The 23,291-nt window shown below is 60.3% G+C and carries 21 protein-coding genes and 1 pseudogene; 12 read left to right on the top strand and 10 right to left on the bottom strand.

What is annotated here, in order from left to right; all coding sequences use genetic code 11:
• Positions 1 to 18 precede the first annotated feature (18 nt).
• Positions 19 to 924 carry a class II glutamine amidotransferase gene (locus tag N805_RS05215; protein ID WP_019472312.1) on the bottom strand — a complete coding sequence of 302 codons (906 nt, stop codon included), beginning with the start codon at positions 922 to 924 and terminating at the stop codon, positions 19 to 21.
• A 66-nt stretch (positions 925 to 990) separates the two neighbouring features.
• Positions 991 to 2,325, bottom strand: coding sequence for a type III glutamate--ammonia ligase (gene glnT, locus N805_RS05210; protein ID WP_019472311.1), 1,335 nt, complete (start codon positions 2,323 to 2,325; stop codon positions 991 to 993).
• Between the two features lie 346 nt (positions 2,326 to 2,671).
• On the opposite strand from glnT, the gene N805_RS05205 reads away from it, so the two are divergent.
• The 5 genes from N805_RS05205 (at position 2,672) to N805_RS05185 (ending at position 7,676) form a co-directional block, all read left to right on the top strand.
• Positions 2,672 to 3,265: a helix-turn-helix domain-containing protein gene (locus tag N805_RS05205; RefSeq protein WP_019472310.1), complete on the top strand. Its 594-nt coding sequence runs from the start codon at positions 2,672 to 2,674 to the stop codon at positions 3,263 to 3,265.
• A 295-nt stretch (positions 3,266 to 3,560) separates the two neighbouring features.
• Positions 3,561 to 4,490: a DMT family transporter gene (locus N805_RS05200; protein WP_019472309.1), complete on the top strand. Its 930-nt coding sequence runs from the start codon at positions 3,561 to 3,563 to the stop codon at positions 4,488 to 4,490.
• A 113-nt stretch (positions 4,491 to 4,603) separates the two neighbouring features.
• A complete protein-coding gene (locus tag N805_RS05195; RefSeq protein WP_026034565.1) occupies positions 4,604 to 5,425 on the top strand; it encodes an ABC transporter substrate-binding protein in 822 nt (273 codons plus the stop codon).
• Complete coding sequence (locus N805_RS05190; RefSeq protein ID WP_019472307.1) at positions 5,422 to 6,267, top strand: amino acid ABC transporter permease; 846 nt, start codon at positions 5,422 to 5,424, stop codon at positions 6,265 to 6,267. The genes N805_RS05195 and N805_RS05190 overlap by 4 nt, the downstream gene beginning before the upstream one ends.
• Positions 6,268 to 6,302: 35 nt before the next feature.
• The gene (locus N805_RS05185) at positions 6,303 to 7,676 is read left to right on the top strand and encodes an LLM class flavin-dependent oxidoreductase (RefSeq protein WP_019472306.1); all 1,374 of its coding nucleotides are present in this window, start codon (positions 6,303 to 6,305) and stop codon (positions 7,674 to 7,676) included.
• A gap of 59 nt (positions 7,677 to 7,735) precedes the next feature.
• Here the strand turns inward: N805_RS05185 and N805_RS05180 are convergent, their stop codons facing one another.
• Together N805_RS05180 and N805_RS05175 are read right to left on the bottom strand one after the other, a co-directional pair.
• Positions 7,736 to 8,737, bottom strand: a complete 1,002-nt coding sequence (locus N805_RS05180; RefSeq protein WP_019472305.1) for an NADP-dependent oxidoreductase — start codon at positions 8,735 to 8,737, stop codon at positions 7,736 to 7,738.
• Positions 8,738 to 8,847: 110 nt separating this feature from the next.
• On the bottom strand, positions 8,848 to 9,687 hold the full coding sequence (locus N805_RS05175; protein WP_019472304.1) for an alpha/beta fold hydrolase: 840 nt from the start codon (positions 9,685 to 9,687) through the stop codon (positions 8,848 to 8,850).
• 129 nt (positions 9,688 to 9,816) lie between these two features.
• On the opposite strand from N805_RS05175, the gene N805_RS05170 reads away from it, so the two are divergent.
• Complete coding sequence (locus N805_RS05170) at positions 9,817 to 10,368, top strand: TetR/AcrR family transcriptional regulator (RefSeq protein WP_019472302.1); 552 nt, start codon at positions 9,817 to 9,819, stop codon at positions 10,366 to 10,368.
• On the opposite strand, the gene N805_RS05165 is transcribed toward N805_RS05170, so the two are convergent.
• Positions 10,358 to 11,908, bottom strand: a complete 1,551-nt coding sequence (locus N805_RS05165) for a sensor histidine kinase (RefSeq protein WP_026034564.1) — start codon at positions 11,906 to 11,908, stop codon at positions 10,358 to 10,360. The genes N805_RS05170 and N805_RS05165 overlap by 11 nt on opposite strands.
• Positions 11,909 to 12,189: 281 nt before the next feature.
• Between N805_RS05165 and N805_RS05160 the strand changes: the two genes are divergently transcribed.
• Both N805_RS05160 and N805_RS30450 read left to right on the top strand, forming a co-directional pair.
• On the top strand, positions 12,190 to 12,561 hold the full coding sequence (locus N805_RS05160) for a response regulator (RefSeq protein WP_026034563.1): 372 nt from the start codon (positions 12,190 to 12,192) through the stop codon (positions 12,559 to 12,561).
• A gap of 98 nt (positions 12,562 to 12,659) precedes the next feature.
• Positions 12,660 to 12,800: pseudogene (locus tag N805_RS30450) on the top strand (EamA family transporter); the annotation flags it as partial.
• On the opposite strand, the gene N805_RS29650 reads toward N805_RS30450, so the two are convergent.
• Together N805_RS29650 and N805_RS05155 are read right to left on the bottom strand one after the other, a co-directional pair.
• Positions 12,784 to 13,731 carry an RHS repeat-associated core domain-containing protein gene (locus N805_RS29650; RefSeq protein ID WP_080956779.1) on the bottom strand — a complete coding sequence of 316 codons (948 nt, stop codon included), beginning with the start codon at positions 13,729 to 13,731 and terminating at the stop codon, positions 12,784 to 12,786. The pseudogene N805_RS30450 and the gene N805_RS29650 overlap by 17 nt on opposite strands.
• Positions 13,732 to 13,823: 92 nt before the next feature.
• Complete coding sequence (locus tag N805_RS05155) at positions 13,824 to 14,528, bottom strand: NUDIX domain-containing protein (RefSeq protein ID WP_019472298.1); 705 nt, start codon at positions 14,526 to 14,528, stop codon at positions 13,824 to 13,826.
• 138 nt (positions 14,529 to 14,666) lie between these two features.
• Between N805_RS05155 and N805_RS05150 the strand changes: the two genes are divergently transcribed.
• Together N805_RS05150 and pncB are read left to right on the top strand one after the other, a co-directional pair.
• Positions 14,667 to 15,317, top strand: coding sequence for an isochorismatase family protein (locus N805_RS05150; RefSeq protein WP_019472297.1), 651 nt, complete (start codon positions 14,667 to 14,669; stop codon positions 15,315 to 15,317).
• Positions 15,314 to 16,513, top strand: a complete 1,200-nt coding sequence (pncB, locus tag N805_RS05145) for a nicotinate phosphoribosyltransferase (RefSeq protein ID WP_019472296.1) — start codon at positions 15,314 to 15,316, stop codon at positions 16,511 to 16,513. Before N805_RS05150 ends, pncB begins: the two co-directional genes overlap by 4 nt.
• Positions 16,514 to 16,626: 113 nt before the next feature.
• Here the strand turns inward: pncB and N805_RS05140 are convergent, their stop codons facing one another.
• Positions 16,627 to 17,514, bottom strand: coding sequence for a LysR family transcriptional regulator (locus N805_RS05140; RefSeq protein ID WP_019472295.1), 888 nt, complete (start codon positions 17,512 to 17,514; stop codon positions 16,627 to 16,629).
• A 111-nt stretch (positions 17,515 to 17,625) separates the two neighbouring features.
• Between N805_RS05140 and N805_RS05135 the strand changes: the two genes are divergently transcribed.
• Both N805_RS05135 and ppnN read left to right on the top strand, forming a co-directional pair.
• Positions 17,626 to 18,687, top strand: coding sequence for a YeiH family protein (locus N805_RS05135; protein ID WP_019472294.1), 1,062 nt, complete (start codon positions 17,626 to 17,628; stop codon positions 18,685 to 18,687).
• A gap of 193 nt (positions 18,688 to 18,880) precedes the next feature.
• Complete coding sequence (gene ppnN / locus N805_RS05130) at positions 18,881 to 20,254, top strand: nucleotide 5'-monophosphate nucleosidase PpnN (RefSeq protein ID WP_019472293.1); 1,374 nt, start codon at positions 18,881 to 18,883, stop codon at positions 20,252 to 20,254.
• Between the two features lie 717 nt (positions 20,255 to 20,971).
• Here ppnN and N805_RS05125 read toward each other — a convergent pair.
• Positions 20,972 to 22,117 carry a GGDEF domain-containing protein gene (locus N805_RS05125; RefSeq protein WP_028613142.1) on the bottom strand — a complete coding sequence of 382 codons (1,146 nt, stop codon included), beginning with the start codon at positions 22,115 to 22,117 and terminating at the stop codon, positions 20,972 to 20,974.
• 163 nt (positions 22,118 to 22,280) lie between these two features.
• A complete protein-coding gene (locus tag N805_RS05120; protein WP_028613143.1) occupies positions 22,281 to 23,210 on the bottom strand; it encodes a LysR substrate-binding domain-containing protein in 930 nt (309 codons plus the stop codon).
• Positions 23,211 to 23,291: the final 81 nt, after the last annotated feature.

Genomic DNA, 23,291 nt, shown 5'->3' with positions numbered 1-23,291 from the left:
CAGGGGTTCGGTGGCAAGTCAGGCGCTTTCGCGTTCCCAGACGTACAGCGTGGCCGGGGCCGGTTCCCAGACCTTGGCGTGCTCGATGCCTGGCAGGCCGGCCAGTGCCTGGTATTCCGAGGCCATGGCCACATAGTCTTCGGTCTCGGCCAGCACCGCCGGCTTGCAGGCAATCGGGTCGCGGATCACGGCAAAGCCGTTGCGGGTGCCGATGGCAAAGGTGAAGAAGCCGTCCAGGTCTTGCAGTGCGCCATCCAGGGCCTGGGCCAGGCTGTCACCCTGCTGCAGGCGCCAGGTCAGGTAGCCGGCGGCCACTTCGGTGTCGTTGTCGGTTTCGAAACTGATGCCTTCGCGCTTGAGCTCCTGGCGCAGGCGAAAGTGGTTGGACAGTGAGCCGTTGTGCACCAGGCACAGGTCGGCGCCGGTGGAGAACGGGTGGCTGCCTTCCATGGTCACGGCGCTTTCGGTGGCCATGCGGGTGTGGCCGATGATGTGGCTGCCCTTCATGCCGGCCAGGCCGAAGCGGCTGGAAATTTCTGCTGGCAAGCCCATGCCCTTGAGGATTTCGATGCTCTGCCCGGCGCTCATGATGCGCACGTCGGGCGCGAGCTCGGCCAACGCGGCGCGGGCAGCGGCTTCATCGGTGTGCACCTTGAGCACCGCGGCGCTGGCATTCTGGAACCAGTCCAGCGAGCAGCCCAGGTGCCCTTCCAGCTGGCCCATCAGGGTGGTCCAGGGGTAATTGGTGTCAGTCGCTTGCAGCGTCAGCTTGACCCAGCCTTCGGCCACTTCATCGCCGTAGATGGCGAAGCCGGCGCTGTCCGGGCCACGGTCGGTCATGGCTTGGAGCATGGGTTCGAACAGCTTGCCAAGCTGGGCTTCCAGCTCGGGCTTTTTCAGGTACAGGCCTACAATTCCACACATGGTGATGCTCCTTACTAGGCAGTGGGCGACCGCTCTCGTGTTGGCCGCCCAGGGGATTGGGGGCGGTCAGAAGAACTCGGTGTAACGCTGGATTTCCCAGTCGGAGACGTGGCGGCAGTACTCCACCCACTCCATGCGCTTGAGCTTGATGAACTCGTCGACGATCTCGGCGCCCAGCACCTCGCGGAACAACGGGTCGGCTTCGAGCGCGTCGGCGGCCTCCTTCAGCGATTGCGGCAGGGTCTTGATGCCGCGTGCGGCAATTTCTTCAAGGCTGAGGGTGTAGAGGTTTTCATTGCACATCTCGCCCGGTTCCAGCTGGCGGTCGATGCCGTCGAGGCCGGCAGCAATGATCGCGGCGGTGACCAGGTAGGGGTTGCAACCGGCGTCCGGCAGGCGGAACTCCAGGCGACCATAAGGAATGCGCACCATCGCCGAACGGTTGTTGGCGCCCCAGGCTACGAAGGCCGGGGCCCAGGTCGAACCCGACAACGAACGGCCTACCACCAGACGCTTGTAGGAGTTGACTGTCGGGGCCGCAAAGGCACACAACGCCGGGCCGTGGGCCATGAGCCCTGCAGCAAAGTGGTAGGCCAGCTTCGACAGGCCCATGCCGCTGCTGTCGGACGGGTCGTGGAACAGGTTCTTGTGGGTGCTGCTGGCCAGCGACAGGTGAAAGTGCATGCCGTTGCCAGCGCGCTTGGGGTCGGGCTTGGGCATGAACGAGCAAATCATGCCCAGATCGTTGGCGATCTCACCGGCAGCCATGCGGAAGAAGGTGAAGCGGTCGGCCGATTCCATGGCGTCGCTGTAGGTGTAGTTGATCTCGAACTGGCCGTTGGCGTCTTCGTGGTCGATCTGGTAGATGTCGAAGCCCACCGGCTGCAGCGCCTCGGTCAGGCGCTCGAGGAACAGCCGCGAACGCGAAAGGCCCTTGTAGTCGTAGCAGGGTTTGTCGAGGTTGTCGGAGGCGTCTACCAGTTGCAGCTTGCCGCCTTCGTCGCGGCGGAACAGGCTGAACTCAGGCTCAAGGCCGGTGTTCAGGGTCCAGCCTTTGTCGGCCAGGCGCTGCACCTGTTGCTGCAACACGTAGCGGGTGTCATAGGGCCAAGGCTGGCCGTTGACATGGCCCACGCACACCACGCGGCCATAGCCTGGCTGCCACGGCACCGGCACCAGTGTAGACAGGTCGCCGCGGGCCATGAAGTCCGGGCCGTGGGGCTCCATGCCCATGCCGCAGATGGCGAACCCGGCAAAGCCGGCACCCTCCTCGGCTACCATTTTCAGGCCCGATATCGGCACCGATTTGGTCTTGGCCGAGCCATGAATATCGACGAACTGCGCCAGCACGTACTTGATGCCGTGTTGGTCGAGCGTGCGCTGGGTTTCTGCTGGCAACATGGGTTGGACACTCCTGGGCAAGGGGCAATGATTCCGCAAGGGAAACTTACTTTCCTGTCAGGAATGCAATGCGCTTGCCAAGTTTGTTCAGGCCGCGACCTTGGGGTGTCTGTTTGGGCCTCTTCGCGGGCAAGCCCGCTCCCACAGGATTGCCGCAAAACCTTTGTGGGAGTGGGCTTGCCCGCCAAGAGGCCGGCACAGGCAAGACAAAATCCAGGCAGGTTTTTCTGTTCTATTTATGGGAAACTTGTTTTCACCTGAGGAAAGAAGCGGCCAACGCAGCTGCATTTCGCACTTTCCCAGTGCGAAAATATTATTCTTGAACTGAAACCGTGCAGGACATCTGATGTCGACCGAAACCCAACCGCGCCTTCGCCTGGAGCAATACCTGGGCCTGCAGATCAAGCGCCAGCGCCAGGCCCAGTCCCTCAAGCTCGCCGATGTCGCACGCATCGCCGGCATCAGCCAGGGCATGCTAAGCAAGATCGAGAACGCCCAGGTGTCCACCAGCCTCGACACCCTCAGCCGCCTGTGCGACGTACTGGGCATGCCGATGGCCAAGCTGTTCAGCCAATACGACCAGCCCGACGGCAATGCCCTGCTGGTGAAGGCCGGTGAAGGGCTGGAAGTGGTACGCCGCGGCACCGAGAAGGGCCACACCTACCACTTGCTCAATCACGCCAGGGGGCCGAAGAAAAACTTCGAGGCCTATATGGTGAGCATGGACGACGCCAGCGAAGAGTTCCCGACCTTCGCCCACCCCGGTACCGAGTTCCTCCATTTGCTGGAGGGCGAGCTGGTGTACCGCCATGGCAACCAGCTCTACCACATGCACGCCGGCGACAGCCTGACCTTCGACGGCGAAACCCCGCACGGCCCGGAGCAGCTGGTGCAAGTGCCCATACGGCTGCTGTCGATCATGAACTACGGCGAGGAGTGACGCGGCGCTGCAAGGCAACAGCCGATGTCGCGATCAGACAAGCACACGTCGCCCGCAATCGGCTGCAAAACCCTGTATACAAAAATAATACACACATCGACCAGCCCCGCGCCGTGGGCTGGCCGACGTGGTAGCCGCGAGTAAAACAGCCTCGCTTCACAATTCCAACGCTGTGGCGCCTTTTTGCACCGGGCAATTCGTCCGGGCTCATAACGATAAAACTCCCAGTATCACAGACCTGCGCAGCGCCAGCCGGGAGTGTTTGCGCGCGCCACAGTGTGAAGACTTGACTGCCATGATCGCGACTTCAATCCCCGTAGCCGGTGCTGCCACCGGCCACCGTAATGCCCTGTGCGTTGCCCATATCGCCGCTGTACTGTTCGGCCTGACCGGCATCCTTGGTCACTTGATCAGCGCCGATGCCAGCATCATCACCTTCGGCCGCGCCACCTTTGCCTTCATTGCCCTGGGCTTTGTCGCCGGCCTCAAGGGCACCCGCCTGCTCGATGCGCTTACGCTGCGCAACCTGCCGGTGCTGGGCCTGACCGGCGCCCTGCTGGCAGCCCACTGGGTGACCTTCTTCATTGCCGTCAAAGTCGGCGGCGTGGCGGTCGCCACCCTGGGCTTCGCCAGCTTCCCGGCGTTCATTGCCATGATCGAGCGCGGTGTGTTTGGTCAGCGCATCGGGGCCGTGCAAGGTTTGCTTCTGCTGATGGTTACCGCCGGCCTGGTGTTGGTGGTGCCGACTTTCGACCTGCTGGACAACGGCACCATCGGCCTGCTCTGGGGCTTGGGCTCGGGCCTGGCATTCGCCCTGCTGACCGTGGCCAATCGCCGCAATGCATCAAGCATGAACGCCATGCAGGTGGCCTTCTGGCAGAACGTGGTGGTGGCCGCGCTGGTGGCGCCGTTTGCCTTCGCCCACCTGGGCAGCACCAGCCTGGCGGGCAGTGACTGGGTCAACCTGGCGCTGCTGGGCGTGTTCTGCACCGGGCTTGCGCAATTTCTTTTCGTCAAAAGCCTGGAAGGGCTGGAAGCGCGCACGGCCGGCATGATCATCGCGCTGGAGCCGGTGTACGCGATCATCGGCGCGTGGTGGCTGTTTGGTGATCAGCCGAGCCTGCGCATGGCCGCTGGTGCTGCGCTCATCGTGCTGGCTACCCTGCTGGCTGCGGCGCGCAAGGCACCGGCCGAGCAAGGCGATCCCAGCCGCTGCGCGCATTGATCAAAGCACGGTAGATATAGCGCCCGGAACCAAGCATATTCCATAATGTTTGTATCAACTGATTTTATATTGCGTTTTAATATTAAAAATCAATTCCTATGGAGTAGCAGCCGTTGAAAGCCTTCCCACTTTTACCTTTGGGCATTGCCTTACTGGCGGCTTGCTCAACGGCCCTTGCGGGCTCAACGCTTGATCGTGTCCAGGGCAAGGGTGAGCTTACCGGGGTGCTGATGGAGAACTACCCGCCATTCTCGTTCTTGAATGAGCAAAACCAGCTGGATGGCTTTGACGTGGATGTCGCCAAGGCCGTAGCCGAGCGTCTTGGGGTGAAGCTCAAGCTCGAAACGCCCTCTTGGGATGTGATCGCCGCAGGCCGCTGGGGGGGCCGTTACGATATCTGTGTCTGCTCAATGACACCGAGCAAGGCGCGTGCTGAGGTGTTCGATTTCCCGGTCGAGTATTACCAGTCGCCAGCGGTAATCGTGGTCAACGCCAAGGACACCACCATCACCTCGGGAAAAGATCTGTCGGGCAAGAAAGTTGGCGTCATCAGCGCCTCGACCTATGAGGCTTACCTGAACAAGGATCTCACCATCGAAGGGGCAGAAGACAAACCTCTCATCTACCCGTTTGATAATGCCCAGGCTGCGCCCTATGACAACGAAACTGTCGCCTTCCAGGATCTGGCACTGGGTGCCGGCGTGCGCCTGGACGCAATGGTCACCAATCTGATCACTGCCAAGGAGCGTATTGCCCAGGATCCCCGCTTCAAAATCACAGGCGAGACTTTGTACGCCGAACCCAACGTAATCGCTATTGAGAAAGGCGATCCGCAGTGGAATGAAAAGGTCACGGAGGTCATCACAGCACTCAAGGCCGATGGAACACTGGCCAAGATTTCCCAGAAGTGGATCGGCGCCGATATCAGTAAATGACAGTCCTTAACCCACATCCCGCAAAGTCCGTTCTCGCACCCAAGGTGAAATCGAGCCTGCTGGGTCGGACCTTTGGGTTCAAGACCCGCCTGTATCTGACCTGGGGGGCGTTGCTTGGCCTTTGCGTCTTCTTCTTCCTGAGCTTTGACCTGAAGTTCTCGATCATCCTGGATAAATGGCCCAACCTTGTAGGCCTGCGGTTGGGACCCAACGGCTTCCTTCAGGGTGCAGCACTGACGCTGTTTCTCTGCATTTGCTCGATAGGGTTTTCGTTGCTGCTGGGCTTTGTTACGGCGCTGGCGCGGTTATCCCGCAGTGCTGTGGCGTTCGGCGTGGCGAGCTTCTATGCATCGTTTTTTCGCGGTACGCCGCTGCTGATCCAGATCCTGCTCATTTACCTGGGCTTACCGCAACTGGGTGTGGTGCCGGGAGCGATTAGCGCAGGGATCATCGCACTGTCGCTCAACTACGGCGCCTACCTCAGCGAAATTTTTCGTGCCGGCATCATGGCTGTCCCACCCGGGCAGCGAGAAGCGGCTGCTGCGCTTGGCTTGAGGCCGACGTCGGCGTTCCTGCATGTTGTGCTTCCGCAGGCGATGAGGACGATTATCCCCCCGACCACCAGCCAGTTCATCTCGATGCTGAAGGACTCGTCGCTCATTTCTGTAATGGGGGTGTGGGAAGTGATGTTCCTGGCGCAGTCCTACGGACGCTCCTCATACCGTTATATCGAAATGCTCGCCACTGCCGCGCTCATCTACTGGCTGCTGTCCATTGGGCTGGAGCTCATTCAGCACCGTCTTGAACGCCACTTCGGCAAAGGGTTCCAGCATCAGCGGTGAGCTGCCAGCTGATATCAATGAAGACAGGAAAAATGATGTCCGACCCCAAACCCCTGTTGTTTGCGCTATACGAACAAGCGAGCGTTGGCTGCGGTGGCGCACCCAGCCTATGGACTCATCCAGCGGATGAGCGCCTGGCCGCCAACACGTTTGATTTCTGGTCGAACCAAGCCCGTATCGCCGACCAGGCTAACCTCGACATGCTCTTCTTCGCAGATGTCCTGGGCTTCTACGACGTCTTCGGCGGGAGCGCTGAAGCAGCAGTGAAGTGGGCGGTAGAAGCGCCTGCGAACGACCCATTGATGATCATTCCGGGGCTAGCTGCGATCACCAGGAACCTGGCATTCGGCGCTACCGTTACCACGACCTACGAGCATCCCTTCACGCATGCCCGGCGCTTCAGCACGCTCGACCACATGACCAATGGCCGGATCGCCTGGAACATCGTCACGTCCTACCTTTCCAGTGCTGCTCGCAACTTCGGCCTGGAAGAGATGGTCAAGCATGCCGACCGCTACGAACGCGCCGAAGAGTTCATGGACGTGGCCTACAAGCTCTGGGAGGGCAGTTGGGCAGACGACGCAGTGGTGCAGGACAAGGCGGGTCAGCACTACGCCCGTGGCGAGCGAGTGAGACCGATCAATCATTGCGGGGAGCGCTACCGCGTGGCAGGCCCTCACCTGACAGCGCCTTCCCCGCAACGAACCCCGCTGCTTATCCAGGCCGGTTGGTCAGGCCGGGGCCGCGAGTTCGCAGCCAAACATGCAGAGCTGATTTTCATCGCCAAATCCAACCCACATGAAATCCGCCAGGGTCTGGAAGAAATCTGGACGATGGCACAGGCTCGTGGACGTGATCGGGATGACGTGAAATCGCTTACGGTGTTGCGGATCGTCACGGCGAAAACCGAGATTGAGGCCCAGAGAAAGTATGACGCGCTTCAGAGCAACTATCACCTGGAAGCACAATTGGTCAGCTATGCCGGCGATACAGGCATCGACCTTAGCCGCTACGCGGACGGCGATGCGCTCTCGACCCATACCGAAGGTTTGACCTCCTACATGATGCGACCAGACGGCAGCGGCAAGCCGTTGACGGCAGGTGACGTCAGAAAGCGTTTTGCCAACGTCACACGCGGTACGGATTTGATTCTGGTAGGAACGCCTGAGCAAGTCGCCGACCGTATCGAGGAGCACGCCCGCATTTCGGGAACCAGTGGTTACATGCTGAACCCGCTCACCAGTCCTGGCACTTTGGAGGACTTCGTCGAGCTGATTGTGCCTGAACTCCAAAAACGCGGGCTTTATCGCACGCAAGCGCAAAGCGGCACCTTCCGGTCTCGCCTCAGAGATGACCGCTCGAGCCGCCTGCCATCATCTGCTTATGGAGCGTGTTTCCGGCAGCAGTGACTCAGGGCTGAACCGCCCCACACAAAGGGAAGCTTTCGCTCCCCTTTGTGCTCAGGTGGTCACTTCACCGTCACTACGACCTTACCTTTCGCTCTGCCTTGCGCGACGTAAGCCAAGGCATCGCGTGTCGCGTTCAACGGGAAGGTACGATCCACTACAGGCTTGATGACCCCGGCTTCAACCAGCTTGGCCAGCTCAGCAAGTTGCGCACCACTCTCCCTCATGAACAGAAACCTGTAACTGACCCCCTTCTGCTCCGACTTTTTCCGGATCCCCCGGCTGATCAAACGAACGATCTGCTGGAACAGCCAGGAAAGACGAAGCTGCTCTGCGAACTCAGGGGTGGGTGGGCCTGAGATGGAAATCAAATGACCACCCGGCTTCAGTACCTTGAGCGATTTATCGAGAACGTCCGCCCCCAGGCCACTGAGCACCACATCGTAATCACTCAGTTGCGATTCGAACGGCTGCGTCTTGTAATCGATCACCACGTCCGCACCCAGCGCCTTGACCCACGGCACGTTGACGGTACTCGTGGTTGTCGCGACGAATGCTCCCAGATGCTTCGCAACCTGAATGGCGATGCTACCGACGCCACCGGAACCCGCATGGATCAGTACCTTCTGGCCCGGATGAACCTTGGCGACTTTCACTAAAGCCTGCCAGGCCGTCAGGGCCACCAATGGCAGCGACGCCGCGTCCTGCATATTCAGGTTGGCAGGCTTGAGGGCGACTGCCGCTTCGTTGACAGCCACGAACTCCGCGAAACCGCCCATGCGCGCCTGATCTACACGTGCGTAGACCTCGTCCCCAACCCGGAACCGACTGACTTTCCCACCCACCCGCTTCACCGTACCAGCAATATCGTTACCCAGGATCAGCGGCATCCGGAAAGGCAGAATCAACTTGAACTCGCCTTTCCTGATTTTGATATCAAGGACATTCACGCTTGCAGCGTGCGTCTCAACCAGCACATCGAAATCGCCCACCTTGGGCTGTGGCACTTCAGTGATGTCACCCTCGACCTCTTTGCCGTAGCGGTCAATCAGAAACGCTTTCATACCTTAAAGATTCCACACTGTAGACGTGCCTTATTTATCCGACTCCAGGCAATGATGGCCTTACCCGTTCACGTTGCCCCTCGTGTGCAACAGCACAGGCCGGCCTGGCCTTACTCTTCCAGGAATTGAAGGGCGTGTTTCAGGAAGCGCTCAGGGAACTGGAAGTGAGCGGCGTGACCGGAGTCGGGGTAGATCAGCAGCTGGGCATTTGGAATGCTCTGCACCAGGCTCCACGAATTGATCGAAGGGATCATGACGTCATCGACGCCATTGACCACCAAGGTGGGTTGCTTGAGTGCGTTGAGGTAGGAGAAGCGGTTCTCACCCTGTGCCGACTGGACATAGGCCGCAAAAGCAGCCCCCTGAGCCATGGCAACCTCAACGGAACTTGGCGCGTCCTGATCGGCACGCTGATTGCGTCGCTCCCAGAACGCCAGGCCCGCGCGTCTGGCAGCATCCGAGCGACCGAAGAAGAGGAACAGGAAGTCTTCGATGGTGGGCACAGGGTTTGACGCGGCTTCTCTCACACCCTCCGCCATGCTTGGATCACCACCGCGCAGACCGGTGCCTATCAGCAGAAGCTTGCGCACCAACCCAGGGTGACGCAGCGCCACTTCCTGAACCTGCAGACCACCGATGGAGAAGCCAAGCAGGTCGACCTGGGTCAGCCCCAGAGCACTGATGGCTGCTGCGATGTCATCCGCCATTTGCTCAATGGTCGTGGCCGGAGTACCCGACGACGAAGCCACCCCCCTGCCGTTCAGCAGGATCACTTCACGACCCGCAGCCAGACCATCGGTGATTATCGGGTCCCAGTGATCGAGACCGCCACGGAAATGGGCGATGAAGACCAGAGGCACACCAACAGCATTACCCCAACGGCGGTAAGTGAAGGTGTCGCCGCCTACTTCTACTGTGCGGGACGGAACGGTGAGATGGGTATAGCTCATGACGTTTTGCTCTCTCGGTGGAAGACCTGGCTTAATGATGATGATCGTAATCCATTTGGTCAACGACTTTGATGATGAACGTAATCAATGTAAGCTATTGCTTGGCTTGATAGCAGAGAGCGCGGAGACATGAAGGTCACAAAGGCCCAGGCCCAGGCGAACCGGGCCCGTATCGTAGAGACGTCCTCTACGCTTTTTCGTGAGCGCGGTTACGATGGCGTGGGTGTTGCCGATCTCATGGCAGCTGCCGGCTTTACCCATGGAGGCTTCTACAAGCACTTCAAATCCAAGGCGGATCTGATAGAGGAGTCGGCAGCGTGTGGCATTGCCAAGACGATCGATCAGCTGCAGGGCCTCGAACTGACTGAATTCGTGAGCTACTACCTCTCACGAAAACACCGGGACGAGAAGGGTACGGGTTGCACGCTAGCGGCCCTTGGTGGAGATGCCGCACGCCAGTCTGATGACATCAAAACCGCTTATGCGGCCGGAATCGAGGACTTGCTGGAGGCCTTGATACAGCCAGCAAAAAGCCGTGAGGATATTATCAATACCTTCGCCCATATCCTTGGTGCCTTGGTTTTATCGCGTGCTTGCCCGGACGATTCGCCACTGGCCGATGAAGTGCTCAGCGTCTGTCGAGACCGCATTCTGGGGAAGCGGCCTACCCCTACAGCTTGAACTTCACACAAATCGTACTGTTCCGGGCGAGCCGGTCCAGCGTGATTGCATTGGCTCCATACCCTGAATAGCTTTTCACCAGCCGCATGCCCAGGCCTGTGCCGCTTGGTTCGGGATAAGACTCAGGAAAGCCCTCCCCCTCGTCCCTTACCGTAATGACAGCATGGTCGCCTGCATCCTGGACGCTCACGCCAATGGTGCCCTTGCCGTACTTGAGGGCATTGGTGATCAGCTCGGAAATGACCAGGCCCAACGGTGCCATCCGCTGTGGAGGGAGAATGAAAGCATCGGCGTCCAGAACGATCTTTCGTTCAGCCAGCGCCGACCCCAGGTCACTCAACAAGGCGCCAAGATACTCTGATGCCAGGACGCCCTGGGTTTCTGCGGTCTGATAGAGGCGTTCATGCACACTGGCTATCGTCAGCACACGGCTGGCTGCCGTCTGCAGCTGGATCTTGACCGCCTCATCCGCCGACAGGTTGGCTTGAAGCTGCAGCAGGGTGTTCACCAGGTGCAGGCTGTTCTTCACCCGATGGTGAATCTCTTCGAGGTAGAGATCGCTGTCGCTCAGCTTGGTGTTCTGCACGGCAATCAGCGACAGCAACTGAGCCTCATGCTGGTGCCGCTCGGTAATATCCCGCGACACCGCGATGAGTCTGTCCAACTTGCCCTCGGTAGTCAGAATGGGGGCGATGGTGACGTCCCACCATCTCGGCTCATCGGTGGCCGTAGGGCAATAGGCCTCAAACCTTGCCGACTCGCCGGCCACGGAACGCGCCATGGCATCACGCACCACCGCCTTGGAGTCATCAGGCCACAGCTGGGCCCAAGGTTTGCCGCGCACCTCTGCCAGCTCGCCGATGTGCATGAGGCACATGCCGGCCTCATTCATGAATTCGATGTCGCCGTGGGTGGTGAGGATCTTTACGCAGTCCGGACTGGCATTGAGCATGCTCTCGGAATAGCGATCCGGTAACTGGTCATCCGCCCCATTTGCCAGGCGCTCCACGGCCATGGAGATGACGTTGGAGATACCCTCAAGGAAGACCAGGTCGCTTTCGATGAAGTCGTCACCGTCGGTGCTATCCGCCTCCAGCACACCAAAGGGCCTGAGCGCACCCCGGATAGGCACGTTGATGGCGCGTTCGATACCGTATTTCTTCAACAGGTCCGGCGTGCGGAAGCGTTGCTCCTGGCCCAGATGGTTGGAAAGCACCGGCCGGTAGGTGGAAATGGCATAACCCGCCGGACTGGCCACATCCCCACCGACCTTGGCGTGGCCGATATCCGAGGGATCCCAACCGACGCCGTGGGTCAGCAAAAAATCATCGCTCCCCGGCAAGGGCATCAACACCTTGGCAAAACGCGTGTTCATGCCGTTGGCCACCACGCTACAAGCCTGCGTGAGCAAAGTATCGAGGTTCGTCGACCTGAGCGACGACACGCCATACTCCACCACCAACTGATGCTGCTTGTGTAAACGGGCCTGTGACTTCTGTAGTGCAAGCCTGATCATTTCATCGGGAGGCAGTTGATGCATGGGTTCTCATCCACAGCTGGCCAATATGGAAAGATTATTTTCGAGCGTGCCATTTGACACCGTGGCCCCTGCGCACGTGCCGGGCCGGGACCGAAAAAGTTTCGTGGCTTCATTTACCAACGATCCTGGATCGATGGCAATGACGAAAACCGTCTAAGCCCGACGGTAATGGGCAAGTATAGAGCGCTGGGCTTGCCAGCAACCCAAGCGCCACCCGTCAGCCGCGTGAAACCACTGGTCATGGCCGCTGGCCGTATGGCTACATGATCGGGGTTTTTATTATGGCTCGCAGTGTATTGGTGGTAGAGGATGACGAGTTGATCCGAATGCTCGCCTGCGAGGCGCTGGAATCGCTCGACCTCGACGTGCACAGCTGTAGTTGTGCCGATGAGGCGATAACGGTGCTGGAAACAATGGTCCACCTGGACCTTGTATTGACCGATATCCAGATGCCTGGCCAACTCAATGGCGTGGATCTTGCCCAGCTGATCATTGATCGTTGGCCTGATACCGCCGTGATCGTGATGTCGGCCGGCCAACTTGATCCCGGCGTTCGCCTGCCTGCGTGTTCAACGTTCCTGTCCAAACCCTGGACGGTTGACCAGTTACTGAACGCTGTTGAGCGACAGCTATCGCCTAAGGCAAGTGTTTGAGGACGGGGCCTTGTTCGAACACGCTCGGCATCCCACACAGCGGAAAAGGCGCTGGAATGACTTCCCGGCGTTCATTGCCATGATCGAGCGCGGTGTAGATCGCGCTGGAGCCGGTGTACGCAATCATCGGCGCGTGGTGGTTGTTTGGTGACCAGCCGAGCTTGCGCATGGCGGCGGGGGCTGCGTTGATCGTGCTGGCGACCATTCTGGCGGCGGGGATGATCAGCTTGCTGTCCTGATGCCAAACCCTTGTGCTGTCGCATCTTCATAAGAGGGCGGTGGAACGTATTCAGGCGGTGGGCCATTGAACGAAGGATCAGTGCTAGAGGAGCTAGGGCGCCTTATAGCAAAGAGAGGGGTATTGTTATATCTCCCATGCCATGTGTATTCGTATCCCTTGACCCCTCTGGGAAGCTGCCCTCTGTTCACTGCGAAGACATGCCCTTCTTTGTGCACAGATACGGTCGGAACAAAGTTGGCAACAAAATCAACATCCGGCCGTTGGAAGCGAATTATCCCTTCAACCTTGGACAGTTTTGTGAATACATGATTATTTCCTTCGGGTAAGTCCAGCAAAGCGTTAACATCAGACGGTTCTTGAGCTAAATGTCGGATAAATGGTTTGAGCGTCATAGGCGCATTATGTTCCCGCAGCAGAGCAGTAGCACCGGTCTTCTTCATTGCACCCAAGGTTTTAGCCATTCCAGAAAAGCTGACTCTCAATTGACCTGAAGGGTCTGAGTAATTGATGGGATCACCTGTGCAATAGGCGTATGCATTCAGCCCTCCTCTGTCAAACGGGCTCAATACGTCAGGCCCTGTCAAACGCCTGAGTGACGGGCTGAACAGTCGATGCCCGTTACCCAACGGATAGCACCCCGTCTGTGTATCACGCCATTCGCCAGTGAAACCAATCATTGCCAGTTTTTTCTGGGCAGGCGAAAAACCATAGGGTGAATAAGCCTCGCAATCGTGAAAGTTAATAGCGTGGGCTGCCACTACGGTATTGGCTGCGTCGCTTTGCAACAGCCTGGCCGATGTTTGTAACTGGGCTAGCGCCCTGCCATCAGCACGCATTAACCGCGTGTTTTCCAAACCGAGCAAACAAACCAGCCTGGTGTTGGCGTAGAACAGGCGCACACTGGGGACCTTGTTAGCTATCGTGCTCATTCCATCGTCACCTTTGGCAGAGGTGTTTGACAGTACACGGTTAGATTACAGGGTCGATACTGGTAGATCTGCCAGGTCAGCCTGGCCTTCAGTTATCCGCCTTCAGGTAACAAACTGCGGTCAAACATGAATGCCCGCTCCCCTTGCGGCGTGTACTGGTACAACTGCTGCGGCCGGCCCAGTTTTGGCTGGTGCTTCTCGCCGGTATCCCTTACCCAACCCAGCTCGCGTAAACGCTCCAGACGCTTGCGCACAGAGGTACCGTTCACCGCCTGGCCCAGGCAGGCCTGCACCGCCCCGAGCGCATCCTGCACAGTAAACTTCTGCGCCAATAGGTAAAGCGGCAGGCTGCTGTACACCGTCTTTGCCGCCAGCCGTTCGCGGGCCCGCTCTACCAGCAAGTTGTGGTCAAAGGGCAACAGCACCTTGCGCCCCAGCACACTGTCCAGATCGAAAAACGCCAGTTGCTCGCCTTCGACGGCCTGCGCGGGGTCGAGCAACGCCAGGTAATAGGTGCTCAACGACCACCCTCGTGGATCGCGGAATGCATTGCCCTCGGTACCCACCTGCTCCATGTAGCACGGTTGCACCCGGGCTTTCTCGTGCAGGGCCCGGCTGGCGGCATCTTCCAGACTGGTGTCGGGGGTACGCCCATTTACGATGACCCCGGGCAAGGCCCATTGCCCGGCATGCGGCTCGCGCTCACGACGGTGCAACAACACTTGCAGATGCTGGGCATCAGGGGCCAGGCGCAGGGCGACAATGTCGACACTGGCCAGGACTTCAACTGTACTCACCGTGCAGCTCCTTGTTCAGTAGCGCAATAATCCACCAGAGCATCTAAGTAAGGCAACCACAAACCCCATATCGTTTGCCACTTGACATACTTAATACACCAGGTGAATTATATAGCCATTCCAGCAAGGAGAACCGCCATGAAGATCGCCAGTTTCGATGTCGACGCGCAAAACGGCTTCACTGCCAACGCCCCGCTGGAGCTGCCCGTGCCCGAAGGCGACGAAATTGCGGCTGACCTGAACGCCATGGCCTTGCGCGCCGACCTGCGTCTGGGCAGCAAGGACGCGCACCCGGCCAACGCCGCCTGGGTGGTCGCCGACCCTGCGCACATGCTGCAACCCCTGCAGCTGGCCAACGCCGACCTGACCTGGGTCAGCCACTGCGTCCCCGGCACACCGGGCTTCGCGCTGCTGCCCGGCCTGCCCGCTCCCATCGACTATGACTACTTCGTGTGGAAAGGCGTCGAACCTGACCTGCACCCCTACGGCGCCTGCTACCACGACCTGGCCGAGCGCCGCTCTACCGGGGTGATCGAATACCTCAAGGTGCAGCAGGTGGGCGCGGTGATCGTCGGCGGCCTGGCCCTGGACTACTGCGTCAAGACCACCGCCCGCCAATTGCGCCAGGCCGGCTTCCAGGTGCTGCTGTACCTGCCGGCCTGCCGCGCGCTTACCCAGGCCGGCGCCATCGAGGCGTGTGGTGCGTTGGCCGCCGAGGGCGTGATCCTCTGCGGCGACGAGCACGCGCTTGACCACCAGCTTGCCCTGATCAAGGAAGACCGCCCATGAGCGACAGTGTTTTTGGCCCACGCATCATCCAGAACCTGCTGGACACCGACTTCTACAAGATCACCATGATGCAGGCAGTGCTGCACAACTACCCCAACGCCGAGGTGGAATGGGAGTTTCGCTGCCGCAATGGCGAAGACCTTTCCCCCTACCTGGCCGAGATCCGCTATCAGGTGGAGCAACTGGCCGAGGTTACCGTCACCCACGACCAACTGGCCTATCTGGAAAAAATCCCCTTCCTCAAACCGGACTTCATTCGCTTCCTCAGCCTGTTTCGCTTCAACCTGCGCTATGTCCAGGTGGGCCTGGATGGCGCCGGGCAACTGGCAATCCGCGTACGTGGGCCGTGGTTGCACGTGATCCTCTATGAGATCCCGCTGCTGGCGATCATCAGCGAAGTCCGCAACCGCTACCGCTATCGCGAAGTGGTGATCGAGCAAGTGGGCGAACGCCTGTACCAGAAGCTGGACTGGCTCAAAGCCGAGGCCAGCGCCGATGAGCTGGCCGGCTTCCAGCTGGCGGACTTCGGTACCCGGCGGCGCTTCTCCTACCGCGTGCAGGAAGAGGTGGTGCACATCCTCAAGCACGATTTCCCCGGGCGCTTCGTCGGCACCAGCAATGTGCACCTGGCCCGCGAGTTCGAGCTCAAGCCACTCGGCACCATGGCCCACGAATGGTTCATGGCCCACCAGCAGCTCGGCCCACGCCTGGTCGACAGCCAGGCCGCTGCGCTGGAATGCTGGGTAAGAGAGTACCGCGGGCTGTTGGGTATTGCGTTAACCGACTGCATCACCATGGATACCTTCATTGGCGATTTCGATCTGTACTTCGCCAAGCTGTTCGATGGCTTGCGGCACGACTCGGGCGATCCACTGGCGTGGGCAGAAAAAGCCATTGCCCACTATGAGCGGCTGGGGATCGACCCGAGGAGCAAGACCCTGATCTTTTCCGACGGGCTGGATTTTGCCAAGGCGCTGGGGCTGTACCGGGCGTTGCATGAACGGATCAATGTGAGCTTTGGCATTGGTACCAAGCTCACGTGTGATATCCCGGGGGTTGAGCCGATGAACATGGTGATCAAGATGACCGGCTGTAATGGGGCGCCAGTGGCGAAGATTTCCGACAGCCCGGGCAAGACGCAGTGCCGGGACGAGAATTTTGTTGCTTATCTGAAGCATGTCTTTCATTTGAATTGAGGGCGCCTGCACCGGCCTCTTCGCGGCACAAGGCCGCTCCTGCATGTACAAAGCCATTGAATGCTGCGCACTCCCTGTAGGAGCGGCCTTGTGCCGCGAAAAGGCCGGCACAGTCAACCGACCTCTTGCATACCCACACACACCTCAAGAAACCGCGCCGCCGCCCGCGATGGCGTCGCGGCATGCGGCATCAGAATGGTAAACCGCCTGACCAAAGGCTGCGGCGCAACCTGCAACCTGTGCAGCGCCCCATCCTCATGGCGGATGGACATCGCCGACACAAAGCCAACACCCATCCCCGCACGCACCGCCTCCTTCACCCCTTCCACCCCGGCAATTTCCAGCGCTACGCGCATCGCCACCCCATCACGGGCAAACGCCCGCTCGACAATCTGCCGCACCCCCGAGCCGCTCTCGCGCAGCACCAACGGGTAAGCACCCAGCGACGCCAAGGCCTGCTGGTCACTGCCCGCCAGCGGATGACCACTGGGCACGATGGCAACGATTTCGTCCTCACGCCAGGCCGTCACTTGCGTGCCCAAGGGCAGCTCCTGCCCAGGCGGCCCTTCGATCAGGGCGATGTCGACACTGCCCAGTGCAGCGACGATCTCCGCCGTGTTGCCGTGCGATGTAGTGACCAGCACGTCCGGGTGGCGGGCATGGAAGTCAGCAATCAGGTAAGGCAGCAGGTAGCTGGCAGGTGTGGTACTGGCACCGATACGCAAGGTACCGCGCTCCAGGCCACGCATGGCCTCGCGCAGTGCCTGGGCCTGGCGGAAGGTTTCGCGCAGGCGCTCGGCATGGGCCAGCAATTGCTCGCCGGCTGCCGTCAACCTCACCCCCCGGCCGGCACGCTGATACAGCGGCTCGCCAAAAGCCTCCTGCAGCAGCTTGAGCTGGCCGGACACCGCCGGCTGCGACAGGTGCAGCGCCTGGGCCGCATGGCTGATGTTGCCGTGCTCGGCGACAGTGGCAAACGTTATCAGTTGTTCTGGGGTCATGATTTAAAAATATCAGCTAAACGGATATTTGCCATTCCAAATTACGATTTTTTATAAGCTTATAACCAGATTAACGTAGGCCTTGTCGAAACACCTTTCCGGAGGACTCACATGGCCACGGTTCCGTCCCACCCCGCTTATTCGCCTACCCTCTCTACCCGAGGGCGGCTCAACGGCATCCTGTTCGTCGCGCTTTTTGCGCTTGCGGTCACTCAGCTGGCGGCCTTGCCTGCCATCGCCAACCTGGGCATCAGCCCGTTGATCGTCGGCATCGTCGCCGGCGCGCTGTACGGCAATGCCTTGCGCGATGGAGTACCGGCCAGCTGGGCTGCCGGCATAAACTTTTCGGCCCGCGGCCTGCTGCGCATTGCCGTGGCCTTCTTTGGCCTGCGGGTCAGCCTGCAGGAAATCGCCGAAGTCGGCTGGTCGGGGCTGCTCGTGTCGTTGCTGGTGGTGTCCAGCACCCTGCTGATCGGCCTGTGGTGTGGTATGAAGCTGTTCAAGCTTGACCGCGACACTGCCCTGCTGACCGCCGCTGGCAGCGCCATCTGTGGCGCCGCCGCCGTGCTGGCCTTCGAATCGGCACTGCGCAGTGCCCCGCACAAGAGCGCCATGGCCGTCGGCAGCGTGGTGCTGTTCGGCACCTTGTCGATGTTCCTCTACCCGCTGGCCATCAATGCCGGCTGGCTGCACCTGGACACCCTGGGCGCCGGGCTTTTCCTGGGTGGCACCATCCACGAAGTCGCCCAGGTGGTGGGCGCAGCCAGTAACGTCAGCCCTGAAGCCACTCATATCGCCACCATCGTCAAGATGACCCGGGTGATGCTGCTGGTGCCGGTACTGCTGGTGGTAGGCCTGTGGATCAGCCGCTCGCGCAAGGCCGGCCAGGCGCAGGGCAATGGGCGCATTGCGATGCCGTGGTTTGCCTTCGGCTTCCTCGCGCTGGTCCTGGTGAATTCCCTGCAGGTATTGCCAGGTAGCGTGACGCAAGCGGTCAACAGCCTCGACACTTTTGCCTTGACCATGGCCATGACTGCGTTGGGGATGGAGACGCGCCTCAGCCAGATCCGCCAGGCCGGGCCAAAGGCGCTGGCTACCGGTGCGATTCTGAATCTGTGGCTGGTAGGTGGTGGATTGGCGATTACCCTTGGCGTGCAGAAGCTGTTGGGATAAATCGGGACCGGGTTGGCTTCTTCGCGGGCTTGCCCGCTCCCACAGGGATCTGCACTGTACCTGTGAGAGCGGGCAAGCCCGCGAAGAAGCCAACCCGGTCTCAAGCTTTTTCACCAGCCCCCTCGTTGCCGTCCACATTTCTCGGTATGGTGTTGTCAAAGAAGGATGTTTTACCCGCACAGGAAAGACTTAGATGCCTCAACGCAATGTCATCAATGCATCCGTCAGCCCCAAAGGCAGCCTGGAAACGCTGTCACAACGTGAAGTGCAGCAACTGAGTGAAGTCGGTACCGGTAGCCTCTACACCCTGTTCCGCCAGTGCGCCCTGGCCATCCTCAACACCGGCGCCCATGTCGACAATGCCAAGACTATCCTCGAGGCCTATAAGGACTTCGAGGTTAAAATCCACCAACAGGACCGCGGCGTGCGCCTGGAGCTGCAGAATGCCCCGGCCGACGCCTTCGTCGATGGCGAAATGATCGCCAGTACCCGTGAAATGCTGTTCAGCGCCCTGCGCGATATCGTCTACACCGAGAGCGAGCTGGCCAGCCAGCGTATCGACCTGGAAAGCTCCCAGGGCATCACCGATTACGTGTTCCACCTGCTGCGCAATGCGCGCACCCTGCGCCCGGGCGTGGAGCCGAAGATGGTGGTGTGCTGGGGCGGCCACTCGATCAGCACCGAGGAATACCAGTACACCAAGAAGGTCGGCCACGAACTGGGCCTGCGCAAGCTGGACGTGTGCACCGGCTGTGGCCCTGGCGTGATGAAGGGGCCGATGAAAGGCGCCACCATCGCCCACGCCAAGCAGCGCATGCATGGCAGCCGCTACCTGGGCCTGACCGAGCCGGGCATCATCGCCGCCGAGGCGCCCAACCCGATCGTCAACGAGCTGGTGATCCTGCCGGACATCGAAAAGCGCCTGGAAGCCTTCGTGCGTGTCGGTCACGGCATCATCATCTTCCCGGGCGGTGCCGGCACGGCCGAGGAGTTCCTCTACCTGCTGGGCATCCTCATGCACCCGGACAACCACGACGTGCCGTTCCCGGTCGTGCTCACCGGCCCGCGCAGCGCCGAGCCATACCTGCAACAATTGCATGCCTTCGTCGGCGCCACCCTGGGCGAGGCGGCGCACCGCTTATACGAAATCATCATTGATGACCCGGCCGAAGTTGCCCGGCACATGGTCGAAGGGCTCAAGGAGGTCAAGCAGTTCCGCCGTGAGCGCAACGACGCCTTCCACTTCAACTGGCTGCTGAAGATCGAAGAGAGCTTCCAGCGCCCGTTCGACCCGACCCACCAGGCCATGGCCGAGCTGGACCTGCGCCGCGAGCTGCCACCCCATGAACTGGCTGCCAACCTGCGCCGGGCGTTTTCCGGCGTAGTAGCGGGTAACGTGAAGGACAAGGGCATCCGCCTGATCGAAGAGCACGGGCCGTACCAGATCCGCGGGGACAGCGCTGTGCTGGACCCACTGGGCCGGCTGCTGCAGGCCTTCGTCGACCAGCACCGCATGAAGCTGCCGGGCGGCGCGGCGTATGTCCCTTGCTACCAAGTGGTGACCTGACGGCCCGATACTTTAGATCTTGATCTTGATCTTGATCTTGATCTTGATCTTGATCTTGATCTTGATCTTCGCGACTTCAGGAGGCCGAACGCAGGCATTGCGGAGGGAGGTGACGGGCATGGATGCCCGTCAAGCGCTGGGCCCCAGGATGGGGCCTGCAGCGCGGTCCTCCCGGGAGCGAGGCCGGAGTGAGGGAACCCCGGAGCGCAGCGCAGGGGCCGGATGATCGGAGCGCAGCGTTTTTTGGTTACTTTTTGTCGCGTTTGACAAAAAGTGACTCGCCGTAAGGGCGAAAAGGTGAGTATGCGTCGCTATCGCAAATGGAGTTTTCGACATATCAAAACCACCACTTAAGCTTCTTGGCTTTTACGATGTGCGCCTTGATACAAGTGTAGATATTCGTTCGCGCAGGTGGCGCTCAGTCACCTTTCCGCCCTTCCGGCGGGTTACTTTGGTCTTGGCCAAAGTAACCAAAGCCGTCCGCTCCCATCATCCGGCCCCTGCGCTTCGCTCCGGGGTCCCCTCGCTCCGGGCTTGCTCCCGGGAGGACCGCGCTGCAGGCCCCATCCTGGGGCCCAGCGCTTGACGGGCATCCATGCCCGTCACCTCCCTACGCAAGCCCTGCGCTCGGCCTCCTGAAGTCGCAATCTGCGTCGCCTGAACTACCGCGCACTTAGAAGCAAAAGCAAAAGCAAAAAGCAAAAAGCAAAAAGCAGCCTAGTGGTTAATGTCAGCCATCGGACGCTCCACAAACCGAATACTGTCGCGCCCACTGCGCTTGGACTGGTACAACGCCACATCGCCCTGCTCGATCAACGCCGCCAGGCTCGCCGGCGGCTGCTCGAACAGGTTCACGCCGATACTCAAGGTAACCGCGTGCGGCGTAGGCACGGTCTTGCTGGCATACTGCTGAAATTGCTCGCGCAACATCCCACCCAGCTCCATTACCTGCTCGCTACTCGCCCCGCTCAACAAGATGACGAACTCATCACCGCCCAGCCGCGCGGCCAGCGCGCGCTCGGGTAGCACCGTACGAATCATCTCGCTCAAGGCAATCAGCAACCGGTCCCCGGCAATGTGCCCGTGCAGGTCGTTCACCAGCTTGAAGTTGTCGATGTCGATCAGCAGCAACGCCCCGGGCTGCGCCGGGCTGACGTCCTTGAAGAAATGCCCCGCCCGCACCTCCAGCGCGCGCCGGTTGTACAGCGCGGTCAACGGGTCGCGGGCTGCCAGCCGGGCAATCCGCTCCTCGCGCCGATAGCGCACAGTGCCAGTCATCGACAAGGCAATCAGCATGATCGCCATCGCCCCCTCGACCAGGGAAACCTGAATGATCAGCCCGCCAAAGGTGGCCAGGTCAATCAACGTACCCGGCGTGATCGCAATGACCGCCTTGGCCACATAGAACAACCCGTGTATCAGCAATACATAGCGCAGCTGTACCGCGCCGACACTTAGCGACTTGCCATGCGGCCGCAGCAGGAAGCTGGCCTTGAGCGTCAGCGAGGCCACCAGCAACGAGTTCACCATCAGCATCACCTTCGACCACTGCGGCCCTACGGGCAGCAGCAGCAAGGCGAACCAGACCACCACAATGATCAGCCAGGCCCGCGACAAGCGGTCCTGGGTAAAACGCAGTACGCCTATCAGGAAAAACCAGTGCGCCACCACCAGCAAACCGTTGGCAAACCAGATGCCGATGAACAACAACCCGACCCCGCGCAACAAGGCCAGGACACAACCGACGGTAATAGTGGCAAAACCGGCACTCCAGAACAGCAGTGAGGTTTCGCGGACACTGCGCCACTCAATCGCCAGGTACAGGGCAGCCGCCGCTGCCAGGGCGACCGAGATGGTCAGCATCGTGGGTGGATCTAGCGCCATATACGCATTGGCCTATCTGGTTAACGAGGAAAAGGCCCGATTGTATGCGCTCGTGATGACTTTTCAGAGGGGCCTTGCACGGTTGACTGCAAATGATAGCCCAGCCCCTGTCGATGGGCGCCTTGGCAATATCATTTTGCCATCAAGGCGCCGTATTCACTACCGAAATCGCGGTGGTCTCGCCCGCCTCAAGCCCGGAAAGAAAACTCACCAGTTGCCGCCCATGCGAGCTCAGTTGCTCCCAGTCACGGAAGCACAGGCGAAGCTCCAGGGTGGCCCAGCTTTCGGCCAGGGCCACCCTGCGCACCGGCAGCTCCTGTTCGGCGCGTAGGGCGGCTGTTTCGGGCAGCATTGCCACCCCTGCACGCTGTGCCACCAACTGGGCAATCGCCTCGAAACTCGGTGCACGCACCCGTACCTTCAGGGGCATGGCCAGCTTCATCGCCATTTCCTCGACAAAGCGCTGCATCGGCCGCTCACCCGGGAGGCAGATGAACGCAAAGCCCAAGGCGTCGACCAGGCGTAGCTGCTCGCGCCCGGCCAGCGGGTGACCGGCAGGCACCAGCATCACCAGGCGCTCGGTGCGAAACGGCAGCGATACCACGCCCTCACTGTTCAGGATGCCGTCATACACACCGATCTCGCATTCGTTGGCCACCACTACCCGCAGCACATCCACGCTCTTGTGCTCGACCAGTTGCAGGTCGACTTCCGGGTAGTCCGCCAGGAACGGCCCCAGCACGGCGGGCAGCAATGTGCTGTTGGTCACGGTGGACGCCGCCAGGCGCAAGGTGATGCGGTGCTCACCAGACAGCTCTTTCAAGGTGCCCTGCAGCTTTTGCGCCTCAGCGAGAACGGTTCGCGCGCCCTCGAGCACCAACCGCCCGGATGGCGTTAGCTGCATGCCACCGGCATTGCGGATGAACAGCGCAAGCCCGCAGCGCTCCTCCAGCAGGCGCAGGCGATTACTGGCGGCCGATACGGCCACCGGAAAAGTGGCAGCCGCCTTGCTCAGGCTGCCTGTGGCAGCGATGGCCAGCAGCAGGCGCAGGTCTGTCAGGTCGAATGGCATGGCTTCTCCAAAAGCGAACACCCTTTTCGATTAAAAGCGATTCTAGCTTAGCCGCCTTCTGTTCAGAATAAGCCCTGTCAT

It is taken from the genome of Pseudomonas putida S13.1.2, assembly GCF_000498395.2.
Lineage (GTDB): Bacteria > Pseudomonadota > Gammaproteobacteria > Pseudomonadales > Pseudomonadaceae > Aquipseudomonas > Aquipseudomonas putida_Q.
Note: the sequence above shows the minus strand (reverse complement) of the source record. Positions and strands in the feature narration are given on the sequence as shown.

What these genes read in the sequence shown, in the direction of transcription:
- N805_RS05215 (WP_019472312.1), bottom strand. Translation starts at nt 924, where the DNA reads ATGTGTGGAATTGTAGGCCTGTACCTGAAAAAGCCCGAGCTGGAAGCC.
- glnT (WP_019472311.1), bottom strand. Translation starts at nt 2,325, where the DNA reads ATGTTGCCAGCAGAAACCCAGCGCACGCTCGACCAACACGGCATCAAG.
- N805_RS05205 (WP_019472310.1), top strand. Translation starts at nt 2,672, where the DNA reads ATGTCGACCGAAACCCAACCGCGCCTTCGCCTGGAGCAATACCTGGGC.
- N805_RS05200 (WP_019472309.1), top strand. Translation starts at nt 3,561, where the DNA reads ATGATCGCGACTTCAATCCCCGTAGCCGGTGCTGCCACCGGCCACCGT.
- N805_RS05190 (WP_019472307.1), top strand. Translation starts at nt 5,422, where the DNA reads ATGACAGTCCTTAACCCACATCCCGCAAAGTCCGTTCTCGCACCCAAG.
- N805_RS05185 (WP_019472306.1), top strand. Translation starts at nt 6,303, where the DNA reads ATGTCCGACCCCAAACCCCTGTTGTTTGCGCTATACGAACAAGCGAGC.
- N805_RS05180 (WP_019472305.1), bottom strand. Translation starts at nt 8,737, where the DNA reads ATGAAAGCGTTTCTGATTGACCGCTACGGCAAAGAGGTCGAGGGTGAC.
- N805_RS05175 (WP_019472304.1), bottom strand. Translation starts at nt 9,687, where the DNA reads ATGAGCTATACCCATCTCACCGTTCCGTCCCGCACAGTAGAAGTAGGC.
- N805_RS05170 (WP_019472302.1), top strand. Translation starts at nt 9,817, where the DNA reads ATGAAGGTCACAAAGGCCCAGGCCCAGGCGAACCGGGCCCGTATCGTA.
- N805_RS05165 (WP_026034564.1), bottom strand. Translation starts at nt 11,908, where the DNA reads ATGCATCAACTGCCTCCCGATGAAATGATCAGGCTTGCACTACAGAAG.
- N805_RS05160 (WP_026034563.1), top strand. Translation starts at nt 12,190, where the DNA reads ATGGCTCGCAGTGTATTGGTGGTAGAGGATGACGAGTTGATCCGAATG.
- N805_RS29650 (WP_080956779.1), bottom strand. Translation starts at nt 13,731, where the DNA reads ATGAGCACGATAGCTAACAAGGTCCCCAGTGTGCGCCTGTTCTACGCC.
- N805_RS05150 (WP_019472297.1), top strand. Translation starts at nt 14,667, where the DNA reads ATGAAGATCGCCAGTTTCGATGTCGACGCGCAAAACGGCTTCACTGCC.
- pncB (WP_019472296.1), top strand. Translation starts at nt 15,314, where the DNA reads ATGAGCGACAGTGTTTTTGGCCCACGCATCATCCAGAACCTGCTGGAC.
- N805_RS05140 (WP_019472295.1), bottom strand. Translation starts at nt 17,514, where the DNA reads ATGACCCCAGAACAACTGATAACGTTTGCCACTGTCGCCGAGCACGGC.
- N805_RS05135 (WP_019472294.1), top strand. Translation starts at nt 17,626, where the DNA reads ATGGCCACGGTTCCGTCCCACCCCGCTTATTCGCCTACCCTCTCTACC.
- ppnN (WP_019472293.1), top strand. Translation starts at nt 18,881, where the DNA reads ATGCCTCAACGCAATGTCATCAATGCATCCGTCAGCCCCAAAGGCAGC.
- N805_RS05125 (WP_028613142.1), bottom strand. Translation starts at nt 22,117, where the DNA reads ATGCTGACCATCTCGGTCGCCCTGGCAGCGGCGGCTGCCCTGTACCTG.
- N805_RS05120 (WP_028613143.1), bottom strand. Translation starts at nt 23,210, where the DNA reads ATGCCATTCGACCTGACAGACCTGCGCCTGCTGCTGGCCATCGCTGCC.